Raw genomic sequence first — 25,792 nt, forward strand, 5'->3', positions numbered from 1 at the left:
TTTTGAGATTGCTATACGACGCCGGCTCACGGTCGAGATGAGCCTCGGGGATGGAGGAACGCGTGAAGAGCCTGGTGGTGGAGCGGCCCGGCCGCCTGTCGATCGAAACCCGCGCCATCCCTGAACCTGCGAGCGGCGAGATCCGCATCAAGGTCGAACGCGCCGGCATCTGCGGCTCAGACATCCACATCCTTCACGGCAGCAATCCGTTCGCGCGCTATCCGCGCGTGATCGGCCATGAATTCTTCGGCCGCATCGACAAGCTCGGCGATGGCGTGCACGCCCGGCTCGGGGCCCGCATCGTGGTCGATCCCGTGGTCGCCTGCGGCACCTGCTATCCCTGCTCGGTCGGCCGCCCCAATGTCTGCGCGCAGCTTGCCGTGCTCGGCGTGCACCGCGACGGCGGCTTCTCTGAATATGCCTGCGTGCCGGCCGAGAACGCGCACCTGCTGCCGGACAGCGTCGGCGACGACAAGGCGCCGCTGGTCGAGCCGTTCTCGATCGCCGCCAACATCACCGACCACACAAGCGTGTTCGCGTCCGATATCGCGCTGGTCTACGGCGCGGGCCCGATCGGGCTGACCGTGATCCAGGTGCTCAAGCACGTCTACGGCGTCAAGGAGCTGATCGTCACCGACCGCATCGATCAACGGATCGAGGCGGCCCGGAACAACGGCGCCGACCGCGTCATCAACACGGCACAGACCGCCCTGCCCGCAGCCCTCGCGGACGCCGGTGTGAAACCGACGCTGATCATTGATGCCGCCTGCCATCCGTCCATTCTCGCTGAGGCGATCGAGATCGCCTCGCCCGCTGCACGCATCGGCCTGCTCGGCTTCTCGGCCGAGCCCTCGACCATCGTGCAGCAGAAGGTCACGGCGAAGGAGCTCGCGATCCACGCGTCCCGGCTGAACAGCGGCAAGTTCGCCAAGGTGATCGACTGGTTCGCCAGCGGCACATTGCAGCCGGAGCGGCTGATCACCCACCGCTTCGGGCTCGATGACTACGCGATCGCGTTCGACACGTTCGAGCACAATCCAACCGAATGCTGCAAAGTGCAGCTGATCTTCTGAAGTCCCAGCATGGACCGCCTCAGCCCTTCAACGCTCCACCGCCTGCCCTCCGGCGTTCTCAAGCCGGATTACGATCGCGCGGCGGTCGCAACCGGCATCGTCCATCTCGGCCTCGGCGCGTTTCATCGCGGCCATCAAGCCGTCTACACCGACGCGCTGCTCAAGAACGATCCGCGCTGGGGCATCCTCGGCGTCTCCCTGCGCTCGCGGGATACGCGCGACGCGCTGCAGCCGCAGGCCGGCCTCTACAGCGTGACGGCGAGCGACGGCAGCGGACAGCAGCGGCGCGTCGTCGGCGCGCTCACCGGGCTTGCCGTGGCGCCGGACGATCCAGCGGGCCTGCTCGCGCGCCTCGCAGATCCCGCCGTGCGCATCGTCTCCACCACCGTGACCGAAAAGGGCTACAGCCACGATCCCGCGACCGGCGCGCTGCGCGCTGATGATCCCGACATCCGTCACGACATTCTCAATCTCACGCATCCCCGCAGCACGCTCGGATTCATCGTCGGCGGCCTGCGGCTACGGCGGCAACAGGGTCTGCCGCCCTATGCCGTGCTGGCCTGCGACAACCTTCCGGCCAACGGCCACACGTTGCGCGGCCTCGCCATCGCCTTCGCCGAGTTGGTTGACCGCGATCTCGCCCGGTGGATCGCGGACGAGGTCCACTTTCCCTCGACCATGGTCGATCGCATCGTGCCCGCCACCACCGATGTCGACCGGGACGAGGTCCGCGCGGCGCTCGGCCTCGACGATGCCTGGCCTGTCGTCACCGAGCCGTTCAGCCAATGGGTGATCGAGGACGATTTCGGCGGCGACCGTCCGGCCTGGGACGCGAGTGGCGCGCAATTCGTGCGCGACGTGGCGCCGTTCGAGCTGATGAAGCTGCGGCTACTCAACGGCGCGCATTCGACCATCGCCTATCTCGGCTATCTCATGGGCTGCCAGACCGTGGCCGCGGCGATGGCCGAGCCTGAGCTCGCCGGGCTCGTCGAGGACATGATGCGCGAGGAGGTCACGCCGACTTTGCCCGCGCTCGGCGGCTTCGACGTCACAGCCTATCGCGCCGCGCTGCTGCAACGGTTCCGCAATCCCGCACTCAAGCACCTGACAGCGCAGATCGCGATGGACGGCTCGCAGAAGCTGCCGCAGCGCCTGCTTGGCACCATCAGCGACCGCCTCGCCCGCGGCCTGCCGATCACCCGCCTCGCGCTCGCCGTGGCCGGATGGATGCGCTATGTCAGCGGCACCGACGAACAAGGCCAGCCGATCGCGCTGCGTGACCCGCTGGCGGTAAAGCTGCGGGCGCTGGCGGATGACGCCGGCCCGGTCGCGAACCGGCTCGCGCCGGCGTTGTTGTCGGTCACGCCGGTGTTCGGCCACGAGTTGCCGAACGATCCGCGGTTCGCGCGTACAGTTGAGGCAGCGCTCGATCGCCTCTTCCTGAATGGAACCCGTGCGACGGTCGAGCAGATCCTGCAAAACGCAGGCTGACGTCACGCCGGCTTTAACGGACGAACGCGCGACCTCCGCCGCGAACTACACGTTCGGCAGCAGCTTGCCCGGGTTCATCAGCCCATGCGGATCGAGCGTGCGCTTGAGCTGTTGCATCAGTTCCAGTTCCAGTGGCGGCTTGCACAGCGGCATCTCCGACATGCGGAGCTGGCCGATGCCGTGCTCGGCGCTGATCGAGCCGCGCCGGCGGGTGATCTCGTCGTGGACGAGGCGGGTGATGCGCGGGCCGTGGCCATAGAACGCGTCCTCCGTCATGGCGAGCGGACGCATCAGATTGTAGTGCAGGTTGCCGTCGCCGAGATGGCCGAACACCATGGGACGGATGCCGGGCAGCGCGGCGTCGACCGCCGCGTCCATCACCTTGACGAAATCGGCGATCTCGGCGACCGGCACGGCGATGTCATGCTTGAGCGCCTTGCCCTCGCGCACCAGCGCTTCCGACACGCTTTCGCGCACGCGCCAGAACGCCTTGGCCTGCGTGCCGTCCTGCGCGACGACGGCGTCGGAGACCAGCCCCTCCGCCATCGCGTCGGCCAGCGTGGTTTCGAGCCGGGCCGCGAGCGTCGGCTCGTCGCTGATGTCGCTCAGCTCGATCAGCACGGCCGCGCTGGGAAGCGCGTCGAATGGCAGCCTCGTATCGGGAATCTGGCGCAGGATCATGTCGAGCGTCGCCGACGTCAGGAATTCGAACGCCGTGAGGCGGTCGCCGCAATGGCTGCGGGAGAGGCGCAGCAGTTTGAGCGCGGCCGCCGCATCGGCCACTGCGACAAACGCAGTGGCGCGCGCGGTCGGCTGCGCAAACAGCTTGAGCACGGCGCCCGTGATGATGCCGAGCGTCCCTTCGGAGCCGATGAACAGATCGCGCAGCGCGTAGCCGGTGTTGTCCTTGCGCAAGGCCCGCAGGCCGTCCCAGATCCGCCCGTCCGGCAGCACCACTTCGAGGCCGAGCGTCAGTTCGCGCATCACGCCATAGCGCAGCACGGCGACGCCGCCGGCGTTGGCCGCAAGATTGCCGCCGACCGTGCAACTGCCCTCGGAGCCGAGGCTCAGCGGAAACAGCAGGCCGGCATCCCGCGCGGCGTCCTGGACCTTGGCCAGCACCGCGCCGGCATCGACGACGACGGTCTGACCGATCGGATCGATCTTGCGAATCCGGTTCATCCGCGACAGCGACAGCACGATCGCCTGGCCGCTCGCATCCGGCGTCGCGCCGCCGGACAGGCTCGTGTGACCTCCTTGCGGCACCACGGCGACACGGGCCGCCGCGCAGGCGGCCATCACGGCCGCCACCTCCGCGGTCGATCCCGGCCGCACCACCGCCAGCGCCGTCCCATGATACTTGCCGAGCCAGTCGCGCAGATAAGGCGCCTGATCCTCGACTGCGTCGAGAACATGCGCGGCGCCGACGGCGTTCTGCAGCCTGGAAATCAGCTCCGTCATGGTCAGCGCTTCAGCCTTTCGAGTGGGAGGGATGGCGACGGCCGCAAACTAACAGGTCCGCCGATCGCGGCCCCAATACCAAGTTGTCGGCCCTCCATAATCGATTGTTATGGGGGGCGCTCAGGCCGGCGCCGGGGCGATATGCGGAACCGCATCGACCAGCTCGCGCGTGTAGTCAGTCTGCGGGTTGGCGAACAAGGCCCGGCTTTCGCCCTGCTCGACGATGACGCCGGTACGCAGCACGATGGTGCGATCGCACATCATGCGCACGACGTTGAGATCGTGGCTGACAAACAGGAAAGCGAGATTGTCCTCACGCCTGAGCTTGTTGAGGAGCTGCAGCACCACCGCCTGCACGGAGACGTCGAGCGCCGCGGTCGGCTCGTCCAGCACCAGCAGGCGCGGCTTGCAGGCGATGGCGCGGGCAATGCCGACGCGCGCCTTCTGGCCGCCGGACAGCTGATGCGGAAAGCGCGACAGCAGCTCCCGCGGCAGCCCCACACGGTCAGCGCATTCCTCGACCCGCTGGCGCAGCTTGTCGCCGCTGCGCATATTCATCAGCCGCAGCAGCGGATGCGCGATGCAGTCGAACGCCGTGTAGCGCGGATTGAGGCTGTCGTTCGGATCCTGGAAGACGATCTGGATGTCCCTGCGCAGCTCGGAACGGTGGAAGTCGCGCGCAGGGATCTGGCCGATCGACTGGCCGTCGAACAGGATCTCGCCGGCGCTGGCGTCGATCAGGCGGCAGATCATGCGCGACGTCGTGCTCTTGCCGGAGCCGCTCTCGCCGACCAGGCCGACGCTCTCGCCACCGCGCATGGTCATCGAGAAATCAGCAACGCCGACCGTGCCGTCGTCGAAACGCTTGCTGACAGCCTTGACATCGAGCAGCAGCGGCGTGCCGTGCGGCGGCGGCAGCTCCGTCACCGCGACCAGCGGAATCCTCTCGCCATCAGGCACCAGGTCCTCGATGCGCGAGGTCGCCGTCGGCGAGGCCGCAACCAGCCGCCGGGTGTAGGGGTGCTGCGGCCGGTGGAACAGCGTCAGCGGCTCGGCCTCCTCGACCAGCCTGCCCTGCTCCATCACCACGACGCGCGCGCAATAGCGCGCGGCCAGCCCGAGGTCATGCGTGATCAGGATCGTCGCCATGCCGCGGTCGGCGGCGATCCTGGCGAGCAGGTCCATCACCACCTTCTGCGTTGTGACGTCGAGGCCGGTGGTCGGCTCGTCGGCGATAAGCAGTGATGGATTGCAGGAGATCGCGACCGCGATCATCACGCGCTGGCACATGCCGCCCGACAATTCGTGCGGATAGGCGCCCATGCGCCGCTCGGGATCGCGGATCTGCACGGCCTTGAGCAGGCTCAGCGCCTCGGCCTGCGCCTCCGCCCGTGACAGCCGCCGATGCGCGAGGATCGCGTCCGCAATCTGCTGGCCGACGGTGCGGATCGGATTGAGTGCCGCGCGCGGGTTCTGGAAGATCATCGCCATCGCAGCCCCATGCAGGCTGCGCAGATCGGCGCCGCCGGCGCGGGTGATGTCCTGCCCCTTGAAGCGGATCAGGCCCTCGGTGATGTGGCCGGCCCTGTCGAGCAGATGGGTGATGGCAAAGCCGGTCACCGATTTGCCGGAGCCGCTCTCGCCGACCAGCCCGAGCATCTCGCCGGGCTGCAGCGACAGCGACACGCCGCGCACGGCCTCAACGAGACCGCGGCGGGTCGAGAAGGTCACCTTGAGGTTCTCGACCTCGAGCAGCGGCTGTATGTTTTCTGATCCGATCACGTTCTCATCCTCGGATCGAGGATGTCGCGTAAACCGTCGCCGAGCAGGTTGAAGCACAGCACCGCGCTCATCAGGGCGAGGCCGGGAAATGCCACCAGCCACCAGCGTCCGGTCGAGATGAAGCGGGCGCCCTCGGCGACCATGATGCCCCATTCCGGCGTCGGCGGCTTGACGCCGAGGCCGATGAAGGAGAGGCCCGCCGCATTGAGGATCGCCCAGCCGAGATTGAGCGACATCTGCACCGCCATCGCCGGCAGCACGTTCGGCAGCAGGAACCGCAGCACAACGGCGACATGGCTCTCGCCGCAGGCGCGCGCGGCCTCGACCCAGCCGAGATTGCGGCGGATGTTCACCTCGGCACGAGCGAAGCGGATGTAGAACGGCAAATTGATGATCGCGGTCGCGATCACGATGTTCTCGACCCTGTTGCCGAGCGCAGCAACCATCGCCATCGCCAGCACGAACAGCGGGAACGCCATCAGCACGTCGACGAAGCGGCCAACCGCCTTGTCGAGCCGGCCGCCGGCATAACCGCAGAGCGCGCCGACGACCGAGCCGAGCGCAAAGGACACGGCGACCGCGGTCACCGCGATGGTGAGATCGAGCCGGCTGGCGACGATCAGGCGGCTCAGCACGTCGCGGCCGAGCTGGTCGGTGCCGAACCAGTGCGCGGCGCTTGGCGGCTGCAGCGCCGCCGAGACCTCGGAGGCGATGGGATCGTAAGGCGTGAGCCACGGCGCTGATATCGCGAGCAGCGCCAGCAGCAGCGCGCCGGCGGCCGCGATCGCCGTGACCGGATTGCCGCGCAGCACGAAGGCGGTGTGGCGCAAGGTGGATGAGGTCTCGATCGTGCTCATGTGCAATCGCTCATGCCACCGTCGCCCGGGGATCGGCGATACCGTAGAGCACATCGACCAGGAGATTGACGATCACGAAGATGGTCGCCATCAGCAGCACGAAACCCTGCACCGGCGCATAGTCCGACACCAGCAGCGCATCGAGCGCGTAGGAGGCGACGCCTGGCCAGGAGAACACCTTCTCCACCAGGACATTGGCGCCGAGCATGGTCGAGAACACGATGCCGGCAACGGTGATGACAGGCAGGATCGCGTTGCGCAGCGCATAGGTGACGACGATCCGCCACCAGGACAGCCCGACCGAGCGCGCGGTGCGGACGAAATCACTGCCGAGCGAGACCAGCATCGAGGCCCGGGTGATGCGCGCCAGCGGCGCGATCACGAACAGCGCCATGGTCAGCGCTGGCAGCATCAGCTGCCGCGCCGCCGCCCACCAGCCGTCGAGATCGCCCGCGAGCAGGAAGTCGATGATCAGGAAGCCAGTGCGCGATGGCGGCAGAGTGGCGAAGATGTCGATACGCCCGGTCGGATCCGGCGCGAAACCGAGCAGATAATAGAACACGTAGATCAGCAGCAGGCCGGAGACGAAGGTCGGCACGCAGACGCCGAGCGAGCAGAACAGCCGCACGCCGTGATCGACCAGCGATCCCGGCCGCAACGCCGCGAGCACGCCGAGCGGCACCGCGGAGACCAGCGCAATCAGCAACGCTGTCAATGTCAGCTCGAGCGAGGCCGGCAGCCGCTCCTTGAGGTCCTTGGCGACCGCCTGCCCGGTCATCATCGAGCGGCCGAGATTGCCGCGGCCGACGTCGTAGAGATAGATCGCGAGCTGGTTCGGCAGCGGCTTGTCGAGCCCGAGCTGCCGGCGGATCACCTCGATCTCCTCCTTGCCGGCATTCGGGCCGGAGGCGAAGAACACGGCCGGATCGCCCGGCAGTACGCGCATCAAGAGGAAGGTGAAGACCAGGACACCGAACAGCGCCGGCAGCGACGAGACGAAGCGTCGTCCCGCCCGCAGCAAAGTTGCGCCGATCGTGCCCATGGATCTACCTTCTGTCCCAAGCCATCGTTATCGAACACAGGCGCCCGCCACGATCTTCCACCTCTCCCCAGCGGGGAGAGGTCGCGCCGCAAGCGCGGCTAAGGGGCGCCACGGCAAACACTCTCAACCAAATCCCTCACCCGTGCCGACGCACCAGATCGACCCGAACTGCGTTTGTCGTCCTACTTGCGGCTCAGGTTACGATAATCGACCTGCCGCGTGAACTGGTAGACATAGCCGTCCACCGTCGGCTGCATCACCGCGTCCTGCGCAGCCTGCCAGATCGGGATCTGGAACATCTGGTCGAAATGGATGGCGTTGAGCGCCTTGCCCTGCTCCTCATATTTCGCCTTGTCGGCCTCGAAGCGCGCCTCCTGCGCGATCTTCTCCAGCTCGGCATTGTCGGTCGAGGAGTAGTTCCAGCGCTGCTTGCCGGTGTAGAAGTTGCGATAGAAATAGTCCGTCGAGGGCAGCCAGGCGACGATGCCTTCGATGAAGAAGGGCAGCTTCTTCTCGTTGATCGCCGTCGACATCTGCGCATCGGGCAGCTTCTGGATGTCGACCTTGATGCCGATCTTGCCGAGCTGCTCCTTCACGAGCGCCGCCATCGGCTCGGCGGTTGCGGCCTGGCCGACATTGAAGCTGAAGGTGGTCGAGAAGCCATCGGGCATGCCGGCCTCCTTCAGATAGGCCTTGGCCTTCTCCAGATCGAGCTTGATCGGCTGCGGGATCGGATAACCGCCGCTCGGCGGCTTGCCGTCGGCCCAGGTCGCGCCGTACAGCGGCGCGCCGCGGCCGAACAACGCCGCCTTGAACATGTCGTCATAGGGCAGCGCAAAAGCGATGGCGCGGCGCACATTGACGTTGTCAAACGGCGGGATGGTGTTGTTCATCGAGATGAAGGTCACCGCATTGTATTGCGGCGTCGAGATCACCTTCAGCTTACCCTTGCCTTCCAGCGACTGCACGTCGCTCGCCTGCAGGTCGATGACGAGATCGGCATCGCCGCGCTCGACGAGATTGGCGCGCGTCGCCGGCTCCGGCACCGACTGGATGATCAGGCGCTTGAATGCCGCCGGCTTGTCCGGCGTGCCGCGGTTCCAGGCCTCGTTGCGCTTCGCGATCACCTGCTCGCCGGGCTTGAACGTCTCGACGATGTAAGCGCCGCTGCCGGCCGCGTTCTCCTTGGTCCAGTTCAGCGCCCACGGATCCTCGGCGGTCGCGTGGGCCTTGGCGAGCTTGGAGTTGATGATGATCGGATAGACGGTCGCCAGATTCGGCAGCGCCAGCTTGTCCGGCTTCGGCAGCGTCACCTCGATCGTCACCGGGTCGATCACCTTGAACTGATCGGCCGACGTCAGCGAGCCCGTCAGCAATTGGGCTTTGCCAAGGATTGGCGCGGTGACGCAGCGGTCGAGCGACCATTTGACGTCCTCGGCCGTGACCGGCGAGCCGTCCTGGAACTTGGCGTCGGGGCGCAGCTTGAAGGTGATCTTCAGGCCGTCGGCGCTGACGGAATAGGATTCGGCGAGCTCGCCGGTGATCGTGTCCAGATCGAACACCCACTTACCATTGAGCTGCTTGCGGCCGAACGACACCAGCCGGTCGTAGCTCGACATCGACAGCGCAAAGGCCTCGCGCGTCGAGCCCGGAATGTTCGGATCAAGCGTGTTGACGGTGGCGCCGGTGACGTAGCGCAGGGTTTCGGCGCGGCTCTGCGCAAAGGCTGAAGGCGCGGCCAGCGTCACGGCGAGCAAGGCAGTCGCCGCAAATAACGAACGTTTGGACATTTCGATACTCATCGCCCCTGTTCCCCTGTTAGTCTCAAAATCCGGGACTGAATAGCCTGCCAGCGGTCACCGGCGACGCCTGCCGAGCAGCAAATCACGTGCCACGCCGCACCGCGGCCTGCTTCACATCATAGGCCTGAAAGCTGGCCCAATGCTTGTCGATATCCGCTCTGAACAGCCCGCGCGTCAGACCATGCACGAGCTTCGGCACCGCCGTCGTCATCGCGTTGATCGACGAGCCCGAGGCGCCGAAGCTCATCGTCGAGGCAATGGCGAAGACGTGAATGTTGCTGATCCACGGCGTTTCGCCTGCGTTGCGCTCGCACAGTGCATAGTCGTCAGCGAGATAGGGGAAAGCGCCGAGCCGGTCATTGCGCTCGCTTGCTTCCGGCGTGTAACGGTCCGTCCAACGCGCGATGTTTCCGGCGAAGCGCTTCAATTCAGGCCGCTGAGCGAAATCCATCGTGATGCCGGTCGCGCTGATCACGAAGTCGACGATGACTTCGCCGTTCGCCGTCTGTAGCACGACGCCCTCACTGGTCTCGCGCGCAGCCACCACCGGCGCCCCCTCATGCAGGTGGAACGCGGCATGGTGGGCGCAGCGATCATAAGTGTGCTGCGGAAAGCCTTCGCGCAGCTCCAGCACCGCGCGCATGAAGCGCCAGCGCCAGGCATCGTCGAGCTCGGAGAAATGCCGGAGGAAGCCGCGGAAGGTCAGCCAACGATACGGCTGGATCAGCTGAATTTCCGCGCGGCGGCACAACAGATCCACGCGCGCCGCGCCGGTCTCGAGCGCCACCGCCGCATTGTCGAAGGCCGACGCGCCGGCGCCGATCACGGCGACGCGGCGGCCACGCAGAGCCTCGAAGTCGATCTGAGCGCCTGAGTGGACGCAGCGCGTTGCAGGCAGATGCCGCAGCGGCTCCGGGATGCTCCAGTCGCCCATGCCCTCCTGTCCGGTCGCCAGCACGATCTTGCGCGCATGGATCGTCGTCTCACCGTCCTTGCCGCGCACGGTCGCCTGCAGCAGGCCGTCAGCAGCGGCTGCGATGTCGACGACCTCGCAGCCATTGCGCACCGGAAGATCGAGCACCTCGCGATACCAGGCAAGATAATCTGCCCAATATTCGCGCGGGATCAGGTCAAGTTCGCGCCAGCTGTCAGTGCCGAATGTCGCTTCGTGCCAGGACTGATAGGTCAGGCTCGGAATGTCGAGATCGGGCCCGGTGAAGTCCTTCGGGCTGCGCAGGGTCGGCATGCGCGCATAAGTGAGCCACGGCCCTTCTCGGCCGGCTTCGGCCTTGTCGAGCACGAGAATGTTGCTGACTCGCGAGCGCAGCAGCGCAAAGGCAGTCGCAAGGCCCGACTGGCCGCCGCCGACGATCAGAACGTCGAGCGCAGGGCGACCATCGGGAGCGATCACGGGCGTCAGCCATGGCATGCTGGGATGGGCGATCCTGGCGAGGTCGCTACGAACCTGGGCCGTCAGCGCGGCGAGACCGTCGCTCATGCCAGCCACCGGATGAAACACGCGCAATCGCGATCGACACGCTCGCTGTCGCTCACGCTCTCTCCATCAGTCATGTCACCCGGCGCACGAAGCTTAGCAAAGCGGGCCCAGGGCCGACCATACCGATTTGTCCGCGGCCCATAACAGCTTGTTATGGGATACCGGCTGCAGCTAAAGTCGGGCGCTCAGCTGCGAGACAAGAGGTCGCATGCCGCTCAATCTGCGCCAGATCGAAGTGTTCCGCGCCATCATGATATCAGGCTCGATCAGCGGCGCCGCGCGGCTGTTGTCGGTGTCGCAACCGGCGATCAGCCGGCTGCTGGCCTATACCGAGGATGGCCTCAAGCTGAAGCTGTTCGAGCGCATCAGCGGCCGGGTGCAGCCGACGCCGGAGGCCAAACGGCTGTTCGCCGAGGTCGAGCACATCCATCGCGGCGTCGCGCGCATCAACGATCTCGCCGATGAGCTGCGCGCCGGCGGCACCGGCACGATCCGCGTCGTGGCGAGCCCGAGCGCGGGCCACAGCATGGTGCCGGAGGCGCTGGCGCGGCTGCGCAGCCGCTTTCCTGACCTGCGTGTCGAGTTCGAGTCGTTGACGCTTCTGGAGATTGTCAACCGCGTCGGAACAGCACGCGCCGATCTCGGCATCACCGTGCTGCCGGTCGACGAGCCGACGGTCGCGGTGGAAACGATCGCCGAGGGCGCGCTGCATGTGATCATGCCGGTCGATCACGCGCTGACAAGGCTGCGCAGCATCCGGCCGAAAGACATCGCGCCCTATCCGCTGGTCGGCTTCGGCCCGCAGACGCCCTACGGCCATATCGTCGCGCAGGCCCTGGCCGGCGGCAGCCCTGAGCCGACGACCATCGTGCGCTACACGCCCGACGCCTGCGCGATGGTCCGCGCCGGCGCGGGCCTTGCGGTGGTCGACGAATTCGTGCTGCGCGGCCGGGCCTGGCCCGACCTCGCCGCCCGTCCCCTGGCGCCGAAGATCCCGATGCGCGCCTATCTGCTGACGCCGCGCTTCGAGCCGCTGTCGCGCAACGCTACGGCGCTCGCGGATATCCTGCGCGGACGTGACCGGAAGGCGCCAGTAAAGCGATGAGTGCTGAGCCGAACTGAGTTCGCCCACGCCTTGCTCCATCAGCAAGATTGCCTCTCCGTTGTCCGGAAGTTCGAGCCGGACCATCGCCGCAACAGCGGTGCGCTCCCTCTCCCCGTCCTTACGGGGAGAGGGTTGGGGTGAGGGACAGCCACTCGCACCGGCCGTGCGGAGAGTCCCCCTCACCCGGATTGCGTCTGGCGATGCAATCCGGCCTCTCCCCGCACGCGGGACGAGGCGGGGCACCGTCCGCATTCTGATATCTGTATCGAAAACTAGCGAGTGTGAGACAGACCCGTGTCCAGCTCGGATGGATCCGGACTCATAACCACGACTACGCCGCCAGCCAGCCGCCATCCACCGGCAGCACGATGCCCGTGGTGAACGACGCCTCGTCGCTGGCCAGAAACAGCGCAGCGGCGGCGACCTCGTCCGCCTCGCCGAAGCGCTTCATCGCATGCCGCAGGCGCGAGGCCTCGCGCACCGGCTCCGGATCGGCGTGACGGGCGAAGCTCCGGCGCAGCAGCGGCGTGTCGATCGCGCCCGGCGCCAGCGCGTTGACGCGGATGCCGTCGGTCGCGAAGTCAACCGCCATCGTGCGAGTGAGACTGATGATCGCGCCCTTGGCGGCGATATAGGCGCTGTTGCCTTTGCCGCCGGCGACCGCGAGCTGCGACGCCACAGTGATGATCGATCCAGACTTCTGGACTTGCATGATCGGCACCGCGACCTTCGCCCACAGCCAGGTGCCGCCGACATTGGCGCGGAACACCGCGTCCCAATCGGCGGGATCGGTGGTGACGACGGTCCCGCCGCAGGAGAAGCCGGCCGCGGTCATCAGCACATCGACCCGGCCGCGCGCCGCGGCGACGTTTTCGATCGTGGTCTTGGCAAAATCGGCGTCGCCGACATCTCCGATATGGACGCTGCCGTCACCGCCTGCATCGCGCATCAGCGCGCGTGTTTCCTCGGCGCCCGCGGCGTCGCGATCGACCAGCGCAAGGAACGCACCTTCGCGCGCAAACATCACGGCGCTGGCGCGGCCGATGCCCGAGCCGCCACCGGTGATGACCGCGACCTTGCCTGCGAGCCTCATCTCAGCCTCTCCCATATTGATCGAACCAGCGGCCGAAATGCTCGGCGGAGCCTACACAGTCGAAGCGCGCGCGCCAGCCAAACTCATCCGCGAGCCGCGTCGTCGACAGCCGCCCGCGGCTCGGCGCAAACACCGGCACGCTCGGTGTCTCCCCCTGCGTGGCGAGGCGGCAGACAAAGCCGGGGCGGCCTTGGGCAAAGCTGCGTCCCCACGCTTCGGCCGTGAACGTCGCTTCGTTGGAGATGTTGTACAGCCTATGCTGCGGCTTGTCGGCTTCGAGCAGCAGACAGACCGCGTCGGCGACGTCCACGGCGTAAACCCAATCCTTTTCGCCCGGCTCGTCCAGCAGTGCCGCTTCGTTACGCGCGCAGCAGGCCGCGATCAAAGCCTGCGGCGACGGCGTGTCGCGCACGCCGCCGCCACGCTCGAACGGGCCGAACACCGCCGACAGCCGCACGCTGATCACGTCGGTCTGCCACAGATCGGAGAGCCGCGACGCGACGCGCTCGGAGGCGAACTTGGTGATCGCATAAAGCGATACCGGCTCGCACGGCATCGTCTCCTCCAGCACGGCGAAGCGCTGGCCGCTCGCGCCGTAGGACGCCGCCGAGGACAGGTTGATCACGCGGCGCACGCCGCTGCTCCGTGCCGTCTGCAGGATCGGCACCTGCGCCAGCAGGTTGACCGCGAGGATGCGCTCGGGGTCCGCCGCATCGCGCTCGGGCCCGGCGGTGATCGCCGCGCCCATCACGACGGCATCGCAGCCGCCGGCAATGGCAGAAGCAACGGCGCGCTCGTCAGTGACATCGCCCGTGATCACGTGCAGCCGATCACCGTGATCAGCAAAGGCGCGCTGCGCAGCATTCGGCAGAGGCGCCGCATCGAACATGGTGACGGCGTGGCCACGCTCCAGCAGGCCTTGCGCCACGTTGAGCCCGACGAAGCCGGCGCCGCCGAAGATCAGAACATGCATGGAAAACGCCTCTCCGTCAGGGCCTCATGGTTCGAGACAGCTGCTGGCGCAGCCTCCTCACCATGAGGATTTAGCGCCGGGTGCGGCGCTGCACGTTGACCATGAGCAGCGTGCTCATGGAGAGGAGAACCAGCTTGCGCGCCGCAAGGCTCGCTCTTCCTCCTCATGCTGAGGAGGGCGCGAAGCGCCCGTCTCGAAGCACGAGGCCACGGACCGTGGTCGGCCCGGCTGCTCACAGCAGCGTCGCGCCAAAATTCTGCTCGGGATCCATGTCCGGCACCAGCCGCCCGGTGGGCTTCGCCGCCTCGCCGCCGCTGCGGGCGAGGAACTGGCCGGAGCCGGGCTGCACCAACAGCTTGCCGCCATCGACGATGACGCGGCCGCGCGACAGCACGGTCACCGGCCAGCCCTGCACGCTGCGCCCGGCAAACGGCGTGTAGCCGGCGAGGTCGTGCATGTCAGCGTCGCTGATCGTCACGCGCTTGTCCGGATCCCACAGCGCGATGTCGGCGTCGGCGCCGATCGCGATCGCGCCCTTCTTCGGATGAAGATTGTAGATCTTGGCGGGCGACGTTGCGGTCAGCTCGACGAACTTGTTGAGCCCGAGCCGTCCCTTCGACACCATCGCGTCGAACAGCAGCGGCAGCCGCAGCTCCAGGCCGGGCAGGCCGTTGGCGATCTGCTTGAAGTTGGGATTGGGACCAGCGCGCAGCTTGCCGGTCTCGTCGAAGCGATAGGGCGCGTGGTCGGAGGAGATCGTCTGCAGATCGCCGAGCGACAGCGCCTGCCACAGCGCCTCCTGGTCCGGCGCGCGGCGCGGCGGCGGGCTGCACATCCATTTCGCGCCCTCGATGCCCGGCTTGTCGAGATCGTCAGCAGTCATGAACAGATATTGCGGGCAGGTCTCGGCAAACACTTTCAGCCCCAGCCCGCGCGCATCGCGGATCACCTTGGCGCCTTCGGCGGTCGAGACGTGGAAGATCATGATCGGCTGGTCGACCAGCGCCGCCATGCCGATCAGGCGATTGAACGCTTCCGCTTCGGAGAAGCGGGCATGGCTGATGGCGTGATATTTTGGTGCGGTGTAGCCGCGCGCGAGCAGCCGCTTCACCATCCACGAGATGATGCCGTGGTTCTCGGCATGCGCGCACAACATCGCGCCGCCCTCGCGCGCGGCGACGAGAATGTCGAGCAACGGCTCGTCGTCGATCTTGAGCCGGTCATAGGTCATGAAGATCTTGATCGAGCCGTGGCCCTGGCGGATCAGCGCCGGCAGGTCGCGCTCCAAAGTCTCCTTGGTCGGATCGGCGACGATCATGTGGAACGCGTAGTCGATGACGGCCCCCTTGCGCGCCAGCGCGTGATAGTCCTCAACCACCTGCGGCAACAGCATACCGACATGCTGCGCGGCGAAGGAAATCACGCTCGTGGTGCCGCCGAACGCCGCCGAGGTGGTCGCGCTCTCGAACGTGTCGGCGTTGACGATGCCGGCGGCAGAGAGCTGCTCGATATGGCAATGGCTGTCGACGCCGCCGGGCAGCACATATTTGCCGCGCGCGTCGATCTCGCGCTTCGCAGGCCCCAGCCCGTGGCCGATCGCCGCGATGGTCTCGCCTGATATGGCGACGTCGGCCTCGAACGTGTCGGTGGTGGTGGCGACGCGCCCTCCCCGGATGATCAGGTCATAGGCCGGCTCGGTCATCGCGATCTCCTCAGTTCTGCCAGATGGAACGCCGTGGACGCGGGGGAGCCGCATCGGCCCCATTGCGTCAGCCGTGGCATAGTGGTTGCCTGTCACGCGCCGTCAACACTGAAGAAGCAGGTAGCTCCCATGTCCCGCCCGCGCATCACCGTGATCAACCCGAACTCCAACCAGGTGGTCACCGACGGTCTCGCTGCTGCGCTGCGGCCGCTGATGTTCGCGGATGGGCCGGAGATCGTCTGCGAGACGTTGAAGGACGGACCTTACGGCATCGAGAGCCAGAAGGATGCCGACAGCGTCACCCTGCCGCTGCGACGCTTCGTCGAGGGCGATAATGCGTCCAGCGCGTTTGTCATCGCCTGCTACAGCGATCCCGGCCTGCATGTCTGCCGCGAGGCGACGACGCGGCCGGTGCTCGGCATCGCCGAATGCGGCGTGCTCACCGCGCTGACCCGCGCCGACACCTTCGGCGTGCTCGCCATCGCGCAACGTTCGATCCGCCGTCACATCCGCTATCTCCGCCAGATGGGGCTGATGGACCGGCTCGCGGCCGAGCGGCCGCTTGACATGACGGTGGCGGAGACGGCGTCGGGCGAAGGCACCTTGGCGAAGATGATCGCGGTCGGCCGCGCGCTGAAGGACGAGGACGGCGCCGGCGCGATCGTCATGGGTTGCGCCGGCATGGCGCGGCATCGCAAGAATCTGGAGGGTGCGCTGGGCATTCCGGTGATCGATCCGACCCAGGCGGCGGTGACGATGGCGCTGGGCGCGGTGGCGTTTGCGGGGTGAGTGGATGTCTCGCTGAGCCTCGCGCTCTGCAACTTTCGGATCTGACCGACCGGCCGCCTCATACTCGCTGTCGTCCCGGCGAACGCCGGGATCCATAACCATCGGCTGCGGTGAGGCAGGCAACTCGCAGCTGCGTTCCTCGATAGCTTCCGCGGTATGGGTCCCGGCGTTCGCCGGGACGACACCGTCGTTGTAGCAACACTGGTGTCCAACAACTGCTCTTTGCTGAGTTCTATCAGCGAAGACTCGCTGTTCAATCCGGCGGCACCGCACCCGTGCGGCTCGTGATCAGCCCGTAATGCTCGACCCGGCGATGCCGGGCGAAGTCGAAGATCGTCTGCTTGCCGAACCGGGTGGCATCAAGATCGCACGGCACGACCAGCACCTCGTCGCCCTCGGTCGCCGCCTCCGCGACGATCTCGCCATCGGGATTGACGATCAGGCTGCCGCCGATCAAATGATGACCGTCCTCGACACCGGCCTTGGCCACAGCGACCACCCAGCATGAATTTTGGTATGCGCCGGCCTGCGCGGAGAGCCGATTGTGTAACAGCCGCTGCTGCAGGCCCTCCGCTGATTTCAATGAGTTCACCGACGGCGTGTTGTAGCCGATCAGCACCAGCTCGACGTCCTGCAGGCCCATGACCCGATAGGTCTCCGGCCAGCGGCGGTCGTTGCAGATCGCCATGCCGATGATGCCGCCAAGATTGCGCCACACTGGAAAGCCGAGATCACCGGGCTCGAAATAGCGCTTCTCGAGATGCTGGTGGCTGCGCGCGGGCTCGAACTCGTCGTGGCCGGGCAGATGCACCTTGCGATACTTGCCGATGATGGTGCTGTTGCGATCGGTCAGGACGGCGGTGTTGTAGTGGTGCCCGTCCGGCGTCAGCTCCGCATAGCCGAGATACATCGCGATGCCGTGCTGCGCAGCGCGATCGAACAGCGGCTGAACCGCTTCGTTCGGCATCGTCTTTTCGAACCACGTATCGACCTCCGCCTGATCCTCCATGTACCAGCGTGGAAAGAACGTCGTCAGCGCCAGCTCGGGATAGATGATGAGATCGGCGCCCTTGCGCTTGGCCTCATCCAGCAGCGCGATCATGCGCATCACGACCGCCGCGCGGCTGTCGGCGCGCTGGATCGGCCCCATCTGGGCGGCAGCGATATTTATCACGCGCATGGTAAGTCTCCGGCGTTAGACCCGCCGTCATTGCGAGCGAAGCGACGCAATCAAGAGTCCTTGCGCGGGCCCTGGATTGCGTCGCTTCGCTCGCAATGACGCGTTGAAAGAGCTTCATCTGAGAACGGTCCGCCTCAGCCCGGCCGATGCAGCACGGGCCGCGTACGCGAGAACGACGGCCGACCGCGCTTGAGGCCCCACAGCGGCTGCGCCAGGGTCGCCACCGCCTCGGTTGGATCAGCAGCATCGATGCAGACGAGGTCGGCCGGCGCGCCGACAGCGATGCCGTAGTCGCCGAGCCGCATCAATTTCGCCGCATCATGAGTCACCATATCGAGGCAGCCGGCGAGATGATCGGGCCGCGAGACATGGCAGACATTGGCGTAGAGATTGGCCATGCGGATCAGCGAGCCGTCGCCATAGGGCGTGAACGGGTTGAGCACGTTGTTAGTCGAGAGCGAGCACGTCACGCCCTTGTCGCGGAGCGGCTGCAGCGGCACCACGCCGCGCGGGATGGCGTGATCCTGGCGGCGGCCCATCAGATGCAGGTCGGTTGACGGCAGCACGGTGACCGCGACGCCGGCATTGGCAAGCTGCGTTGCGATCGTTTGGAAACGCTCGGGCGGCAGCAGTGACAGCTGCGTGACATGGCCAACCGCGACGCGGCCACCCCAGCCATAGTCCTCGGTCTTGCGGCAGACATATTCGATCTGCATGTGGTCGAGCGTCTCGGCGAGATCGAGATGCATGTCGATGTCGACATCGAAGTCACGCGCGATGGCGAAGATGCGGTCGATCTGCGCCGGCGGATCGCTGTCGAAATAGGGCGCGGCGCCGATGGTGCGCGCACCGCGGCGCAGGCCTTCGATGAGCAGTTCCTCGGTGCCTGGATAGTTCGTCAGGCCTTCCTGCGGGAAGACGCAGATCTCCAGATCGAGCGCCCAGGCATAGTCGCGCGCCAGTTGCTGGATCGCCTCGAACGCAACGAAGCCGATGCCGGGATCGAGCTCGACATGGGTGCGCATGCGCATCGTGCCGTGGCTGACGCAGCGCTCCACGGTCTGCTTCGCACGGGCATAGACATCCTCGGCGGTGAAATTGCGCTTGGCGGCCGCGGTCTCGCGCACGGCCTCGGCGACCGTACCTTCCCGGATCGTGCAGCGATCAAGGATGCAGGTCTTGTCGAGATGGATGTGCGTCTCGATCAAGCCTGGCACGACGAGGCAATTCTCGGCGTCGCGCGCCTCACCGTCGGCCTGCAGCGACGGCGCGATTGCCGCGATGCGGCCTTTGGAAATTCCGATATCGGCGCAGCGCAGCTCGCCTTGCTGCGCCAGCACCGCGTTGCGAATGATCAGGTCCATGCCGCCTTGCCGTCGAAGACTCCGTGCGCGCCAAGCTGGCGGCCTCGCACCTAAAAGGCAAGCGCCATGCCAGGGCGGCCATCCGCGCTGCAACGCCACCCTGCTTCGTCACCATTCGTTTACAAATAGGCGGCGGCCTTCGACCACTTGTTTGCTGTGGAAAAACTGCTATATTGGTGCATGGAAAACGTGAACTCGTTGTGCTCAGGCCCGTCGTCAAGGCGGGCCGTTGCCGTTTTGGGGGTGGCCGTCCGATGACTCGCTCCAACCGCACGGATCACATTCGCCTGACCTCGCACCCGGTGCCAGGCGCCAAGCATCATTTCCCGCTGCAATGGGGCGCTGCTAGCGCGCGCGAGCGCGGGCCGATCATCGGCACGGTGTCGCGGCCGCAGGACCGCAACGTGATCGGCAGCCATGGCGGCTCCTACACGGTCTACCGCGCGCTCGCGGTATCATCCGGCGCGCTGGATCCGATCCGCCGTCCCGATCTCACCAACACCCATCCCGCCGCCACGATCGGCCCGTTCGGGCAGTGGCGCGATCCGGCCAAGATCGTCGCCCTCGACCCCTGGGGCCATCTGGTCGCGGAGAGTTTCGGCAGCGAGATCGCCGAAGGCATCGATATCCGGCCGACCATCGCGGTGACCAAGGCGCGGATCGAACTGCCGGAGCTGCATGCCGCGCTCGCGGCCAAGCGGCTCGTCCATGATGGCCATGTCGTGCATGCCAATGGCAGCGTGTCGGTGGTCAAGATCGCGATCGACCCGGTGTGGTATCTGCCCGGCGTTGCCGCGCGCTTCGGCACCAGCGAGACCAATCTGCGCCGCGGCCTGTTCGAGCAGACCGGCGGCATGTATCCGGAGTTGGTGACGCGTCCCGATCTGCAGGTGTTCCTGCCGCCGATCGGCGGCACCACGGTCTATCTGTTTGGCGACGTCACCAAGCTGAATGATGCGAGAACGAAGATCACATGTCGGGTGCATGACGAATGCAACGGCTCGGACGTGTTCGGTTCCGACATCTGCACCTGCCGCCCCTATCTGATCCACGGCATCGAGGAGTGCGTGGCGGCGGGACAGAACGGCGGCCTCGGCATCATCGTCTACAATCGCAAGGAAGGCCGCGCGCTCGGCGAGGTCACGAAGTTCCTGGTCTACAATGCACGCAAGCGCCAGGAGGACGGCGACGCCGCGGCGGCCTATTTCGAGCGCACCGAATGCGTCGCCGGCGTGCAGGACGCGCGCTTCCAGCAGCTGATGCCCGACGTGATCCACTGGCTCGGCATCACTCGCATCGACCGCTTCATCTCGATGAGCGACATGAAGCATGATGCGCTGACGGGCAAGGGCGTCGACATCGTCGAGCGTGTGCCGATCCCGGACGAGCTGATCCCGGCGGATGCCCATGTCGAGATCGCCGCCAAGAAGGCTGCCGGCTATTTCTCGCTGGAGCCGCAGAAGCCGCAAGAGCTCGGCGACACGGTCGGCCGTCCGCTCGAGAAGTACTGAGCGTCACGGCAGATCATGACTGACATTTCTGACCTCCTGTCCGCCCGTGCCGTGCGCGAGCGGGCACATCAGCTGCTTGCACTCGGCCTTGCGGACAAGCTGCCGCACTTCCGGATCGATCTCGGCCAACTCGATACGATCGCCGATCTCGTGCTGGACGTGACCAGCAAGGCCTATCCCGGCGGCACGGTGCCGTTTCATTCGCGCTGGCGGCACTTCGTGGTCGGCGGCGTCGATCGCTGGACCGACATGGCCGGCAGAGTGAGCTGGCCGGATGCCGCCGCGCGCGCGCGCGCCGAGTTCGATCTCGCCATCACCAGCGTCCTGCTGGACGCCGGCGCCGGCGCGGCCTGGCGCTATCAGGATGCCGTGACCGGCACTCAGATCGGTCGCTCCGAGGGGCTGGCGCTGGCGAGCCTCGACATGTTCGCGAGCGGCGCTTTCTCCGCCGACGCGGGCAATCCCTTGCGCGCCGACGCGACCAAGCTCAAGCAGCTCACGGTCGCTGATCTCGAGCGCGGCTTTCAGGTCGGGCCTGACAATCCTCTGGTCGGACTCGAGGGCCGCGTCGCGCTGCTGCGCCGGCTGGGCGAGGTCGTTGCGGCGAAGCCGGAGATTTTCGGTGCGAAGGACAGCCCGCGTCCCGGCTGCCTGTTCGATCAGTTCGCCGCTGGCGCTGCGAACGCCCGCATCCAGGCCGCCGATATCCTGCAGCAGGTCCTGCTACAGCTCGGCCCGATCTGGCCATCACGCCTCACGCTGCAGGGCATTGCGCTCGGCGATTGCTGGCGGCATGACTCTGTTGTGACCGACGATGCCACCACCGGTCTCGTCCCGCTGCACAAACTGTCGCAATGGCTGAGCTATTCGCTGATCGAACCGCTGCAGCGCGCCGGCTTAGAGGTGGCTGATATCGACGGCCTCACCGGCCTTGCCGAATACCGCAATGGCGGCCTGTTCGTCGACGGCGGCGTGCTGCTGCTACGCGACCCGGCTGATGCCGGGCGAGCCCATGCCGTGGATTCGCCGCTGGTCGTGGAATGGCGAGCCCTGACCGTCGCCCTGCTCGACCGGCTGGCCGAGCTGATCCGCCAGCGCACCGGGCAGGCGCCTGAGCAGCTGCCGCTGGCGCGCATCCTCGAAGGCGGCAGCTGGGCCGCGGGCCGCAAGCTCGCCTTCGCCCGCCGCCCCGACGGCTCGCCGCCCCTGACCATCATCAGCGACGGCACGGTGTTTTAAGAGGTTTTCGGGAACACTCGCCGACTCGCGGGCACGTCATTGCGAGCGAGGCGAAGCAATCCGAGGCCGAAAAGAAAGTCAGGATTGCCTGGTCGCTTCGCTCCTCGCAATGACGGTGCTGGAGAATAGGAGAAAAGCCATGGAAGGCGTCACGGTCGTCGATCATCCGCTGGTGCAGCACAAGCTGACCCTGATCCGCGACAAGTCGATCTCGACCAAGTCGTTCCGTGAGCTCCTCAAGGAGATCGGCATGCTGCTCTGCTACGAGGTCACGCGCGATCTGCCGCTGACCGAGGTCGAGGTCGAGACGCCGCTGGCGCGGATGCAGTCGGCCAAGATTGCCGGCAAGAAGCTGGTGTTTGTGCCGGTGTTGCGCGCCGGCGTCACCTTCGTCGACGGCATGCTCGACCTGGTGCCGACCGCGCGCGTGGCACATATCGGCCTGTATCGCGAGCCGCAGACCTTCACCGCCGTCGAATATTTCTTCAAGGCGCCGTCCGACCTCCAGGAACGCCTCGCCGTCGTGGTGACGCCGGTGCTGGCGACCGGCAACACCGCGGTCGCCGCGGTCGACCGGCTCAAGGAGCGCGGCGCCAAGGATATCCGCATGGTCTGCATGATCGCCGCGCCTGAAGGCGTCGAGCGCGTCCGCGGGCTGCATCCCGACGTCGCGCTGTGGACGGCGGCGATCGACGACGGCCTCGACGACGACGCCTTCATCGTCCCCGGCCTCGGCGACGCCGGCGATCGCGCCTACGGCACGCGGTAGCCGCAGTCAGCCCGCAAACGCCGCCTGCGCCTCCGGCAGCGCCCAGATCTTCGCGATCGCCGTCGCCCCCGCCGCCGTGATCGCGGCCTCGTCGCCGTGGAGATAGTGGCCGTCGTGAATCAGCAGCCGGCCGTCGACCATCACCTGGTCGATATTGGCACGGTTGGCGAGCGCGATCAGACCGCGACGGGGATCGTGCAATGGCTGAAGATGCGGATGCGTCATGTCGACGATGGTGAGATCGGCGGTCGCGCCCGGGGCGATCACGCCGAGATCGTCGCGCTTGATCATGGCGGCCGCGGTTGCAGTGACCGCGTCGATCAGTTCCGGCGCGCTCGCCGTCTCGGCGCTACCCAGCGCGATCTTGGAAATCAACGAGGCCGCATTGAGCTCGCCGAGCAGGTCCATGTTGTAGCCGTCGGTGCCGATGGCGGTACGCACGCCATGCGCGGCGAAGCGGCCGAAGGCGGCGGTGATGCCGGCGCGCGCAAACACGCGCGGGCAGTTCAGCACACCGGCGCCGCGTGCCGCCATCAGCCTGAGATCCGCATCGGTCGAGGCGTGGCAGTGCGCGGCGAGCAGGTCGGGAGCGAGCAGGCCGAGCCAGTCGAGATATTCGGCCGGCGTGCGGCCGCCATGGCGCTGTGCGATGGTCGCCACCTCACCCGCGCTCTGCGCCATGTGGATGGTGATGGGAACGTCGAGCTCGCGCGCCCGCGCGGCGATGGCGCGCATCAGATCGGGACCGCAGGTATCGGTCGCGTGCGGGCTCATCGCCAGCCGGACGCGGCCATCGCCCTGCCCGTGCCAACGCTGATAGAGCGCATTCCAGATCGCGAGGTCGGCCTCGCCGTCATCGCCGGCATAGGTCACGACGCCGGAGGCATCCGCCTTGGCATCCCCGGTCGAGAACAGATAGGGCGCACCGTAGAAGCGCAGCCCCATTTCGCAGGCCGCGTCGAACAACTCGGGGATCGCGTTGCGGAACGGCTCCATGACCGTGGTGGCGCCGCCCTTCAACAGCTGCAGCACGCCCATGCGGCCGATCGCCAGCCGCTCCTCGGCCGTGAGGATCTCGGCGCCGCGCTTGGAGAGCGGCAGCAGCACCGTATAGATGATGCTCTTGTTGTTGCGGCGGCCATTGCCGTCCTCGGTCAAGGTCCGCGCGATCGCCTCGCTAAAGATGTGGTTGTGCAGGTTCAACAGACCCGGCAGCACGAAGCGGCCCGGCCGGTCGAACACCTCGTCGGCCACCGGCCGGCTCGGCGTGATCGCCGCGATGCGCCGGCCCTCGACCAGCACCCAGTGATCGCGCAGGACGTCCTGCGCGCCATCCTTGCGCGTCAGCACATAGCTGCCGAAGATCGCTGTCGTGCTCATGCGCCCTTCGTCTCGGCCGCCTCGTGACGTTGATAGTTCGCCGCAATCTCCGCACCGGTCGTGATCCAGACGTCCTGGCACGACTTGGCGTAGGCCAGGAACTCACGCAGCAGCCGGAAGCGCATCGGCCGTCCGGAGACCTGCGGATGCAGCACCGTGGTCACCATCGCGCCCCAGTCCCGCACCTCGTCGAGCTCGTCCTTCCACATCGAGAGCACATGCTCCTTCGGGAAGATCGAGCGCGGCGAGAACCGCGCCGACAGGCCGTGCATCCAATCGTCATAGCTCGCAGTCACCGGGATCTCGATCGTGCCCGGCTTGCCGTCCGCGAGACGATGACGATAGGGCCGGACGTCGTCGCGAAAGGAGGAGGTGTAGACGATGCCCTGGCGCACGAGCGCCACGCGTAGCTCCTCGCAGAACTCGCCGAACGGCGCGCGGTAGCCGATCGGCCGGACGCCGAGCCGGCGCTGGATCGCCTCGAAACCGCGCTCGATCTCCTCGACGATGAAGGGATCGCCGGGATCGGGCAGCAGATGGTGATAGCCATGATGGCCGATCTCGTGGCCCGCTTTCAGCACGGCCTCCGCCATCGCCGGATGCGCATCGACCGACCAGCCGGTGATGAAGAACGTCGCCTTCAGGTCGAGCTCCGCGAGCAGTTCGAGCAGCTTCGGCGTGCCGACGCGCGCCTCATAGCCGCCGAAGCTCATCGTGACCAGCCGCGCCGCATGCGCCGGATCCTTCGAGGTCCAGGCGCTCTCCGCGTCGATGTCGAACGACAGGAACATCGCCGCCTTATACGGCGTGGGCCATGGATAGTCCGGCGCCGGCGGTGCCGTGTTGGCCGGAACGACCGGGATGCTCGCGAGCGCCTTACTCTCCAGCATTGATCAGCACCTTCTCGATTCCATTGTCGCCAAGCTTCCATTTCGTCAGCAGCGCCTTGTAGCTGCCGTCGGCGATCATCACCTCCAGCGCGCCGCGCAGCGCCTCGCGCAGCTCTTCCGCCTTTACCGGCGTCGCGAGCCCCGTGTATTGGAGCGCGATCGGCGTACCCACGGGAACATAGGTGTTCGGCTCGAGGTCCATGATGTAGGGCAAGGTCTCGTTGCCTTGCACGGCGGCATCGATGCGGCCCTGCTTCAGCTGTGTCCGCGCATCGGCCGAGCCCTCGGTGCCGACGAACGCGATCGGACTCGTGCCGCAGTTCTTCTCGCTCCAGGCTGCGATGTCCTTCGGGAACATCGTGCGCCTGGAGGCGCCGACCTTCTTGCCGCACAGCGCGGCTGGCTCCTTGAACTCGGCCGCGCGCGCGGCCTGCACAAAGAAGCGCGGACCGCTGCGCAGGTAGTCGATGAAGGTCGCGGTTTCCTGCCGGCTCTTGTAGTCGGTCATGCCGGTCAGGATGACGTCGAAGCGCTGCGTGGCGAGGCCTGGCATCAGCTGGTCGAAGCTGGTCTCCTGCCAGACCGCCTTGACGCCGAGCTTCTTCGCCAGCGCCTCACCGAGCTCGACGTCGAATCCGGTCAGGGTCGCGGTGGCCGGATCCTTGAACTCCATCGGTGGATAGTTCGGCACCACGGCGATGCGCAGCCCGTTCTGCCTGATGTCGGCGGGCAGCTCGGCAGCCGCAGCGACGCCGGTCACGACGGCAGTCGCGACAGCGGCCAACATGATC

21 protein-coding genes are annotated in these 25,792 nt (G+C 66.7%); 7 read left to right on the top strand and 14 right to left on the bottom strand.

Going from position 1 to position 25,792, the window contains the following annotated elements; all coding sequences use genetic code 11:
* Window positions 1-50 precede the first annotated feature (50 nt).
* Both HL671_RS03010 and HL671_RS03015 read left to right on the top strand, forming a co-directional pair.
* Window positions 51-1,073: a Zn-dependent oxidoreductase gene (locus HL671_RS03010; protein ID WP_210263737.1), complete on the top strand. Its 1,023-nt coding sequence runs from the start codon at window positions 51-53 to the stop codon at window positions 1,071-1,073.
* Between the two features lie 9 nt (window positions 1,074-1,082).
* Window positions 1,083-2,564 (top strand): mannitol dehydrogenase family protein, encoded by a 1,482-nt coding sequence (locus HL671_RS03015; RefSeq protein WP_172235541.1) that lies wholly within the window; start codon window positions 1,083-1,085, stop codon window positions 2,562-2,564.
* Window positions 2,565-2,609: 45 nt separating this feature from the next.
* On the opposite strand, the gene HL671_RS03020 is transcribed toward HL671_RS03015, so the two are convergent.
* From HL671_RS03020 to HL671_RS03045, 6 genes are all read right to left on the bottom strand, one after another.
* Window positions 2,610-4,025: an FAD-binding oxidoreductase gene (locus HL671_RS03020; protein ID WP_172235542.1), complete on the bottom strand. Its 1,416-nt coding sequence runs from the start codon at window positions 4,023-4,025 to the stop codon at window positions 2,610-2,612.
* Between the two features lie 120 nt (window positions 4,026-4,145).
* Complete coding sequence (nikE, locus tag HL671_RS03025) at window positions 4,146-5,780, bottom strand: nickel ABC transporter ATP-binding protein NikE (protein WP_172235610.1); 1,635 nt, start codon at window positions 5,778-5,780, stop codon at window positions 4,146-4,148.
* 23 nt (window positions 5,781-5,803) lie between these two features.
* A complete protein-coding gene (locus HL671_RS03030) occupies window positions 5,804-6,664 on the bottom strand; it encodes an ABC transporter permease (RefSeq protein WP_172235543.1) in 861 nt (286 codons plus the stop codon).
* 10 nt (window positions 6,665-6,674) lie between these two features.
* Complete coding sequence (locus tag HL671_RS03035; RefSeq protein WP_172235544.1) at window positions 6,675-7,706, bottom strand: ABC transporter permease; 1,032 nt, start codon at window positions 7,704-7,706, stop codon at window positions 6,675-6,677.
* A 182-nt stretch (window positions 7,707-7,888) separates the two neighbouring features.
* Complete coding sequence (locus tag HL671_RS03040) at window positions 7,889-9,508, bottom strand: ABC transporter substrate-binding protein (RefSeq protein WP_172235545.1); 1,620 nt, start codon at window positions 9,506-9,508, stop codon at window positions 7,889-7,891.
* Between the two features lie 82 nt (window positions 9,509-9,590).
* Window positions 9,591-11,006 (bottom strand): NAD(P)-binding domain-containing protein, encoded by a 1,416-nt coding sequence (locus HL671_RS03045; RefSeq protein ID WP_172235546.1) that lies wholly within the window; start codon window positions 11,004-11,006, stop codon window positions 9,591-9,593.
* 208 nt (window positions 11,007-11,214) lie between these two features.
* Between HL671_RS03045 and HL671_RS03050 the strand changes: the two genes are divergently transcribed.
* Window positions 11,215-12,111 carry a LysR substrate-binding domain-containing protein gene (locus tag HL671_RS03050; RefSeq protein ID WP_012042328.1) on the top strand — a complete coding sequence of 299 codons (897 nt, stop codon included), beginning with the start codon at window positions 11,215-11,217 and terminating at the stop codon, window positions 12,109-12,111.
* A 331-nt stretch (window positions 12,112-12,442) separates the two neighbouring features.
* On the opposite strand, the gene HL671_RS03055 is transcribed toward HL671_RS03050, so the two are convergent.
* The 3 genes from HL671_RS03055 to hydA form a co-directional block, all read right to left on the bottom strand.
* Window positions 12,443-13,204 (bottom strand): SDR family oxidoreductase, encoded by a 762-nt coding sequence (locus HL671_RS03055; RefSeq protein WP_012042327.1) that lies wholly within the window; start codon window positions 13,202-13,204, stop codon window positions 12,443-12,445.
* A 1-nt stretch (window position 13,205) separates the two neighbouring features.
* On the bottom strand, window positions 13,206-14,177 hold the full coding sequence (locus HL671_RS03060; protein ID WP_012042326.1) for an NAD-dependent epimerase/dehydratase family protein: 972 nt from the start codon (window positions 14,175-14,177) through the stop codon (window positions 13,206-13,208).
* A gap of 232 nt (window positions 14,178-14,409) precedes the next feature.
* Window positions 14,410-15,879 (bottom strand): dihydropyrimidinase, encoded by a 1,470-nt coding sequence (gene hydA, locus HL671_RS03065; protein WP_012042325.1) that lies wholly within the window; start codon window positions 15,877-15,879, stop codon window positions 14,410-14,412.
* Window positions 15,880-16,008: 129 nt separating this feature from the next.
* On the opposite strand from hydA, the gene HL671_RS03070 reads away from it, so the two are divergent.
* Complete coding sequence (locus tag HL671_RS03070; protein WP_172235547.1) at window positions 16,009-16,668, top strand: aspartate/glutamate racemase family protein; 660 nt, start codon at window positions 16,009-16,011, stop codon at window positions 16,666-16,668.
* Between the two features lie 253 nt (window positions 16,669-16,921).
* Here HL671_RS03070 and HL671_RS03075 read toward each other — a convergent pair whose 3' ends face one another.
* Both HL671_RS03075 and HL671_RS03080 read right to left on the bottom strand, forming a co-directional pair.
* Window positions 16,922-17,848, bottom strand: a complete 927-nt coding sequence (locus HL671_RS03075; RefSeq protein ID WP_172235548.1) for an N-carbamoyl-D-amino-acid hydrolase — start codon at window positions 17,846-17,848, stop codon at window positions 16,922-16,924.
* Between the two features lie 134 nt (window positions 17,849-17,982).
* Window positions 17,983-19,212: an amidohydrolase family protein gene (locus HL671_RS03080; RefSeq protein WP_012042322.1), complete on the bottom strand. Its 1,230-nt coding sequence runs from the start codon at window positions 19,210-19,212 to the stop codon at window positions 17,983-17,985.
* 254 nt (window positions 19,213-19,466) lie between these two features.
* Between HL671_RS03080 and HL671_RS03085 the strand changes: the two genes are divergently transcribed.
* The 3 genes from HL671_RS03085 to upp all read left to right on the top strand — a co-directional run bounded on the left by HL671_RS03085 (window position 19,467) and on the right by upp (window position 22,731).
* On the top strand, window positions 19,467-20,723 hold the full coding sequence (locus tag HL671_RS03085; RefSeq protein ID WP_172235549.1) for a GTP cyclohydrolase II: 1,257 nt from the start codon (window positions 19,467-19,469) through the stop codon (window positions 20,721-20,723).
* A gap of 15 nt (window positions 20,724-20,738) precedes the next feature.
* Window positions 20,739-21,962 (top strand): URC4/urg3 family protein, encoded by a 1,224-nt coding sequence (locus HL671_RS03090; protein WP_172235550.1) that lies wholly within the window; start codon window positions 20,739-20,741, stop codon window positions 21,960-21,962.
* Window positions 21,963-22,101: 139 nt separating this feature from the next.
* Complete coding sequence (gene upp, locus HL671_RS03095; RefSeq protein ID WP_012042319.1) at window positions 22,102-22,731, top strand: uracil phosphoribosyltransferase; 630 nt, start codon at window positions 22,102-22,104, stop codon at window positions 22,729-22,731.
* 6 nt (window positions 22,732-22,737) lie between these two features.
* On the opposite strand, the gene HL671_RS03100 is transcribed toward upp, so the two are convergent.
* Genes HL671_RS03100 through HL671_RS03110 form a run of 3 tightly spaced genes read right to left on the bottom strand, consistent with a single transcriptional unit; the run spans window position 22,738 to window position 25,788 of the window.
* Complete coding sequence (locus tag HL671_RS03100) at window positions 22,738-24,111, bottom strand: amidohydrolase family protein (RefSeq protein ID WP_172235551.1); 1,374 nt, start codon at window positions 24,109-24,111, stop codon at window positions 22,738-22,740.
* Entirely contained in the window at window positions 24,108-25,001 is an 894-nt protein-coding gene (locus HL671_RS03105; RefSeq protein ID WP_172235552.1) for a polysaccharide deacetylase family protein, read from the bottom strand. Before HL671_RS03105 ends, HL671_RS03100 begins: the two co-directional genes overlap by 4 nt.
* Entirely contained in the window at window positions 24,988-25,788 is an 801-nt protein-coding gene (locus HL671_RS03110) for an ABC transporter substrate-binding protein (protein WP_172235553.1), read from the bottom strand. The genes HL671_RS03105 and HL671_RS03110 overlap by 14 nt, the downstream gene beginning before the upstream one ends.
* Window positions 25,789-25,792 lie beyond the last annotated feature (4 nt).

This window comes from Bradyrhizobium denitrificans (assembly GCF_013179005.1).
Lineage (GTDB): Bacteria > Pseudomonadota > Alphaproteobacteria > Rhizobiales > Xanthobacteraceae > Bradyrhizobium > Bradyrhizobium denitrificans.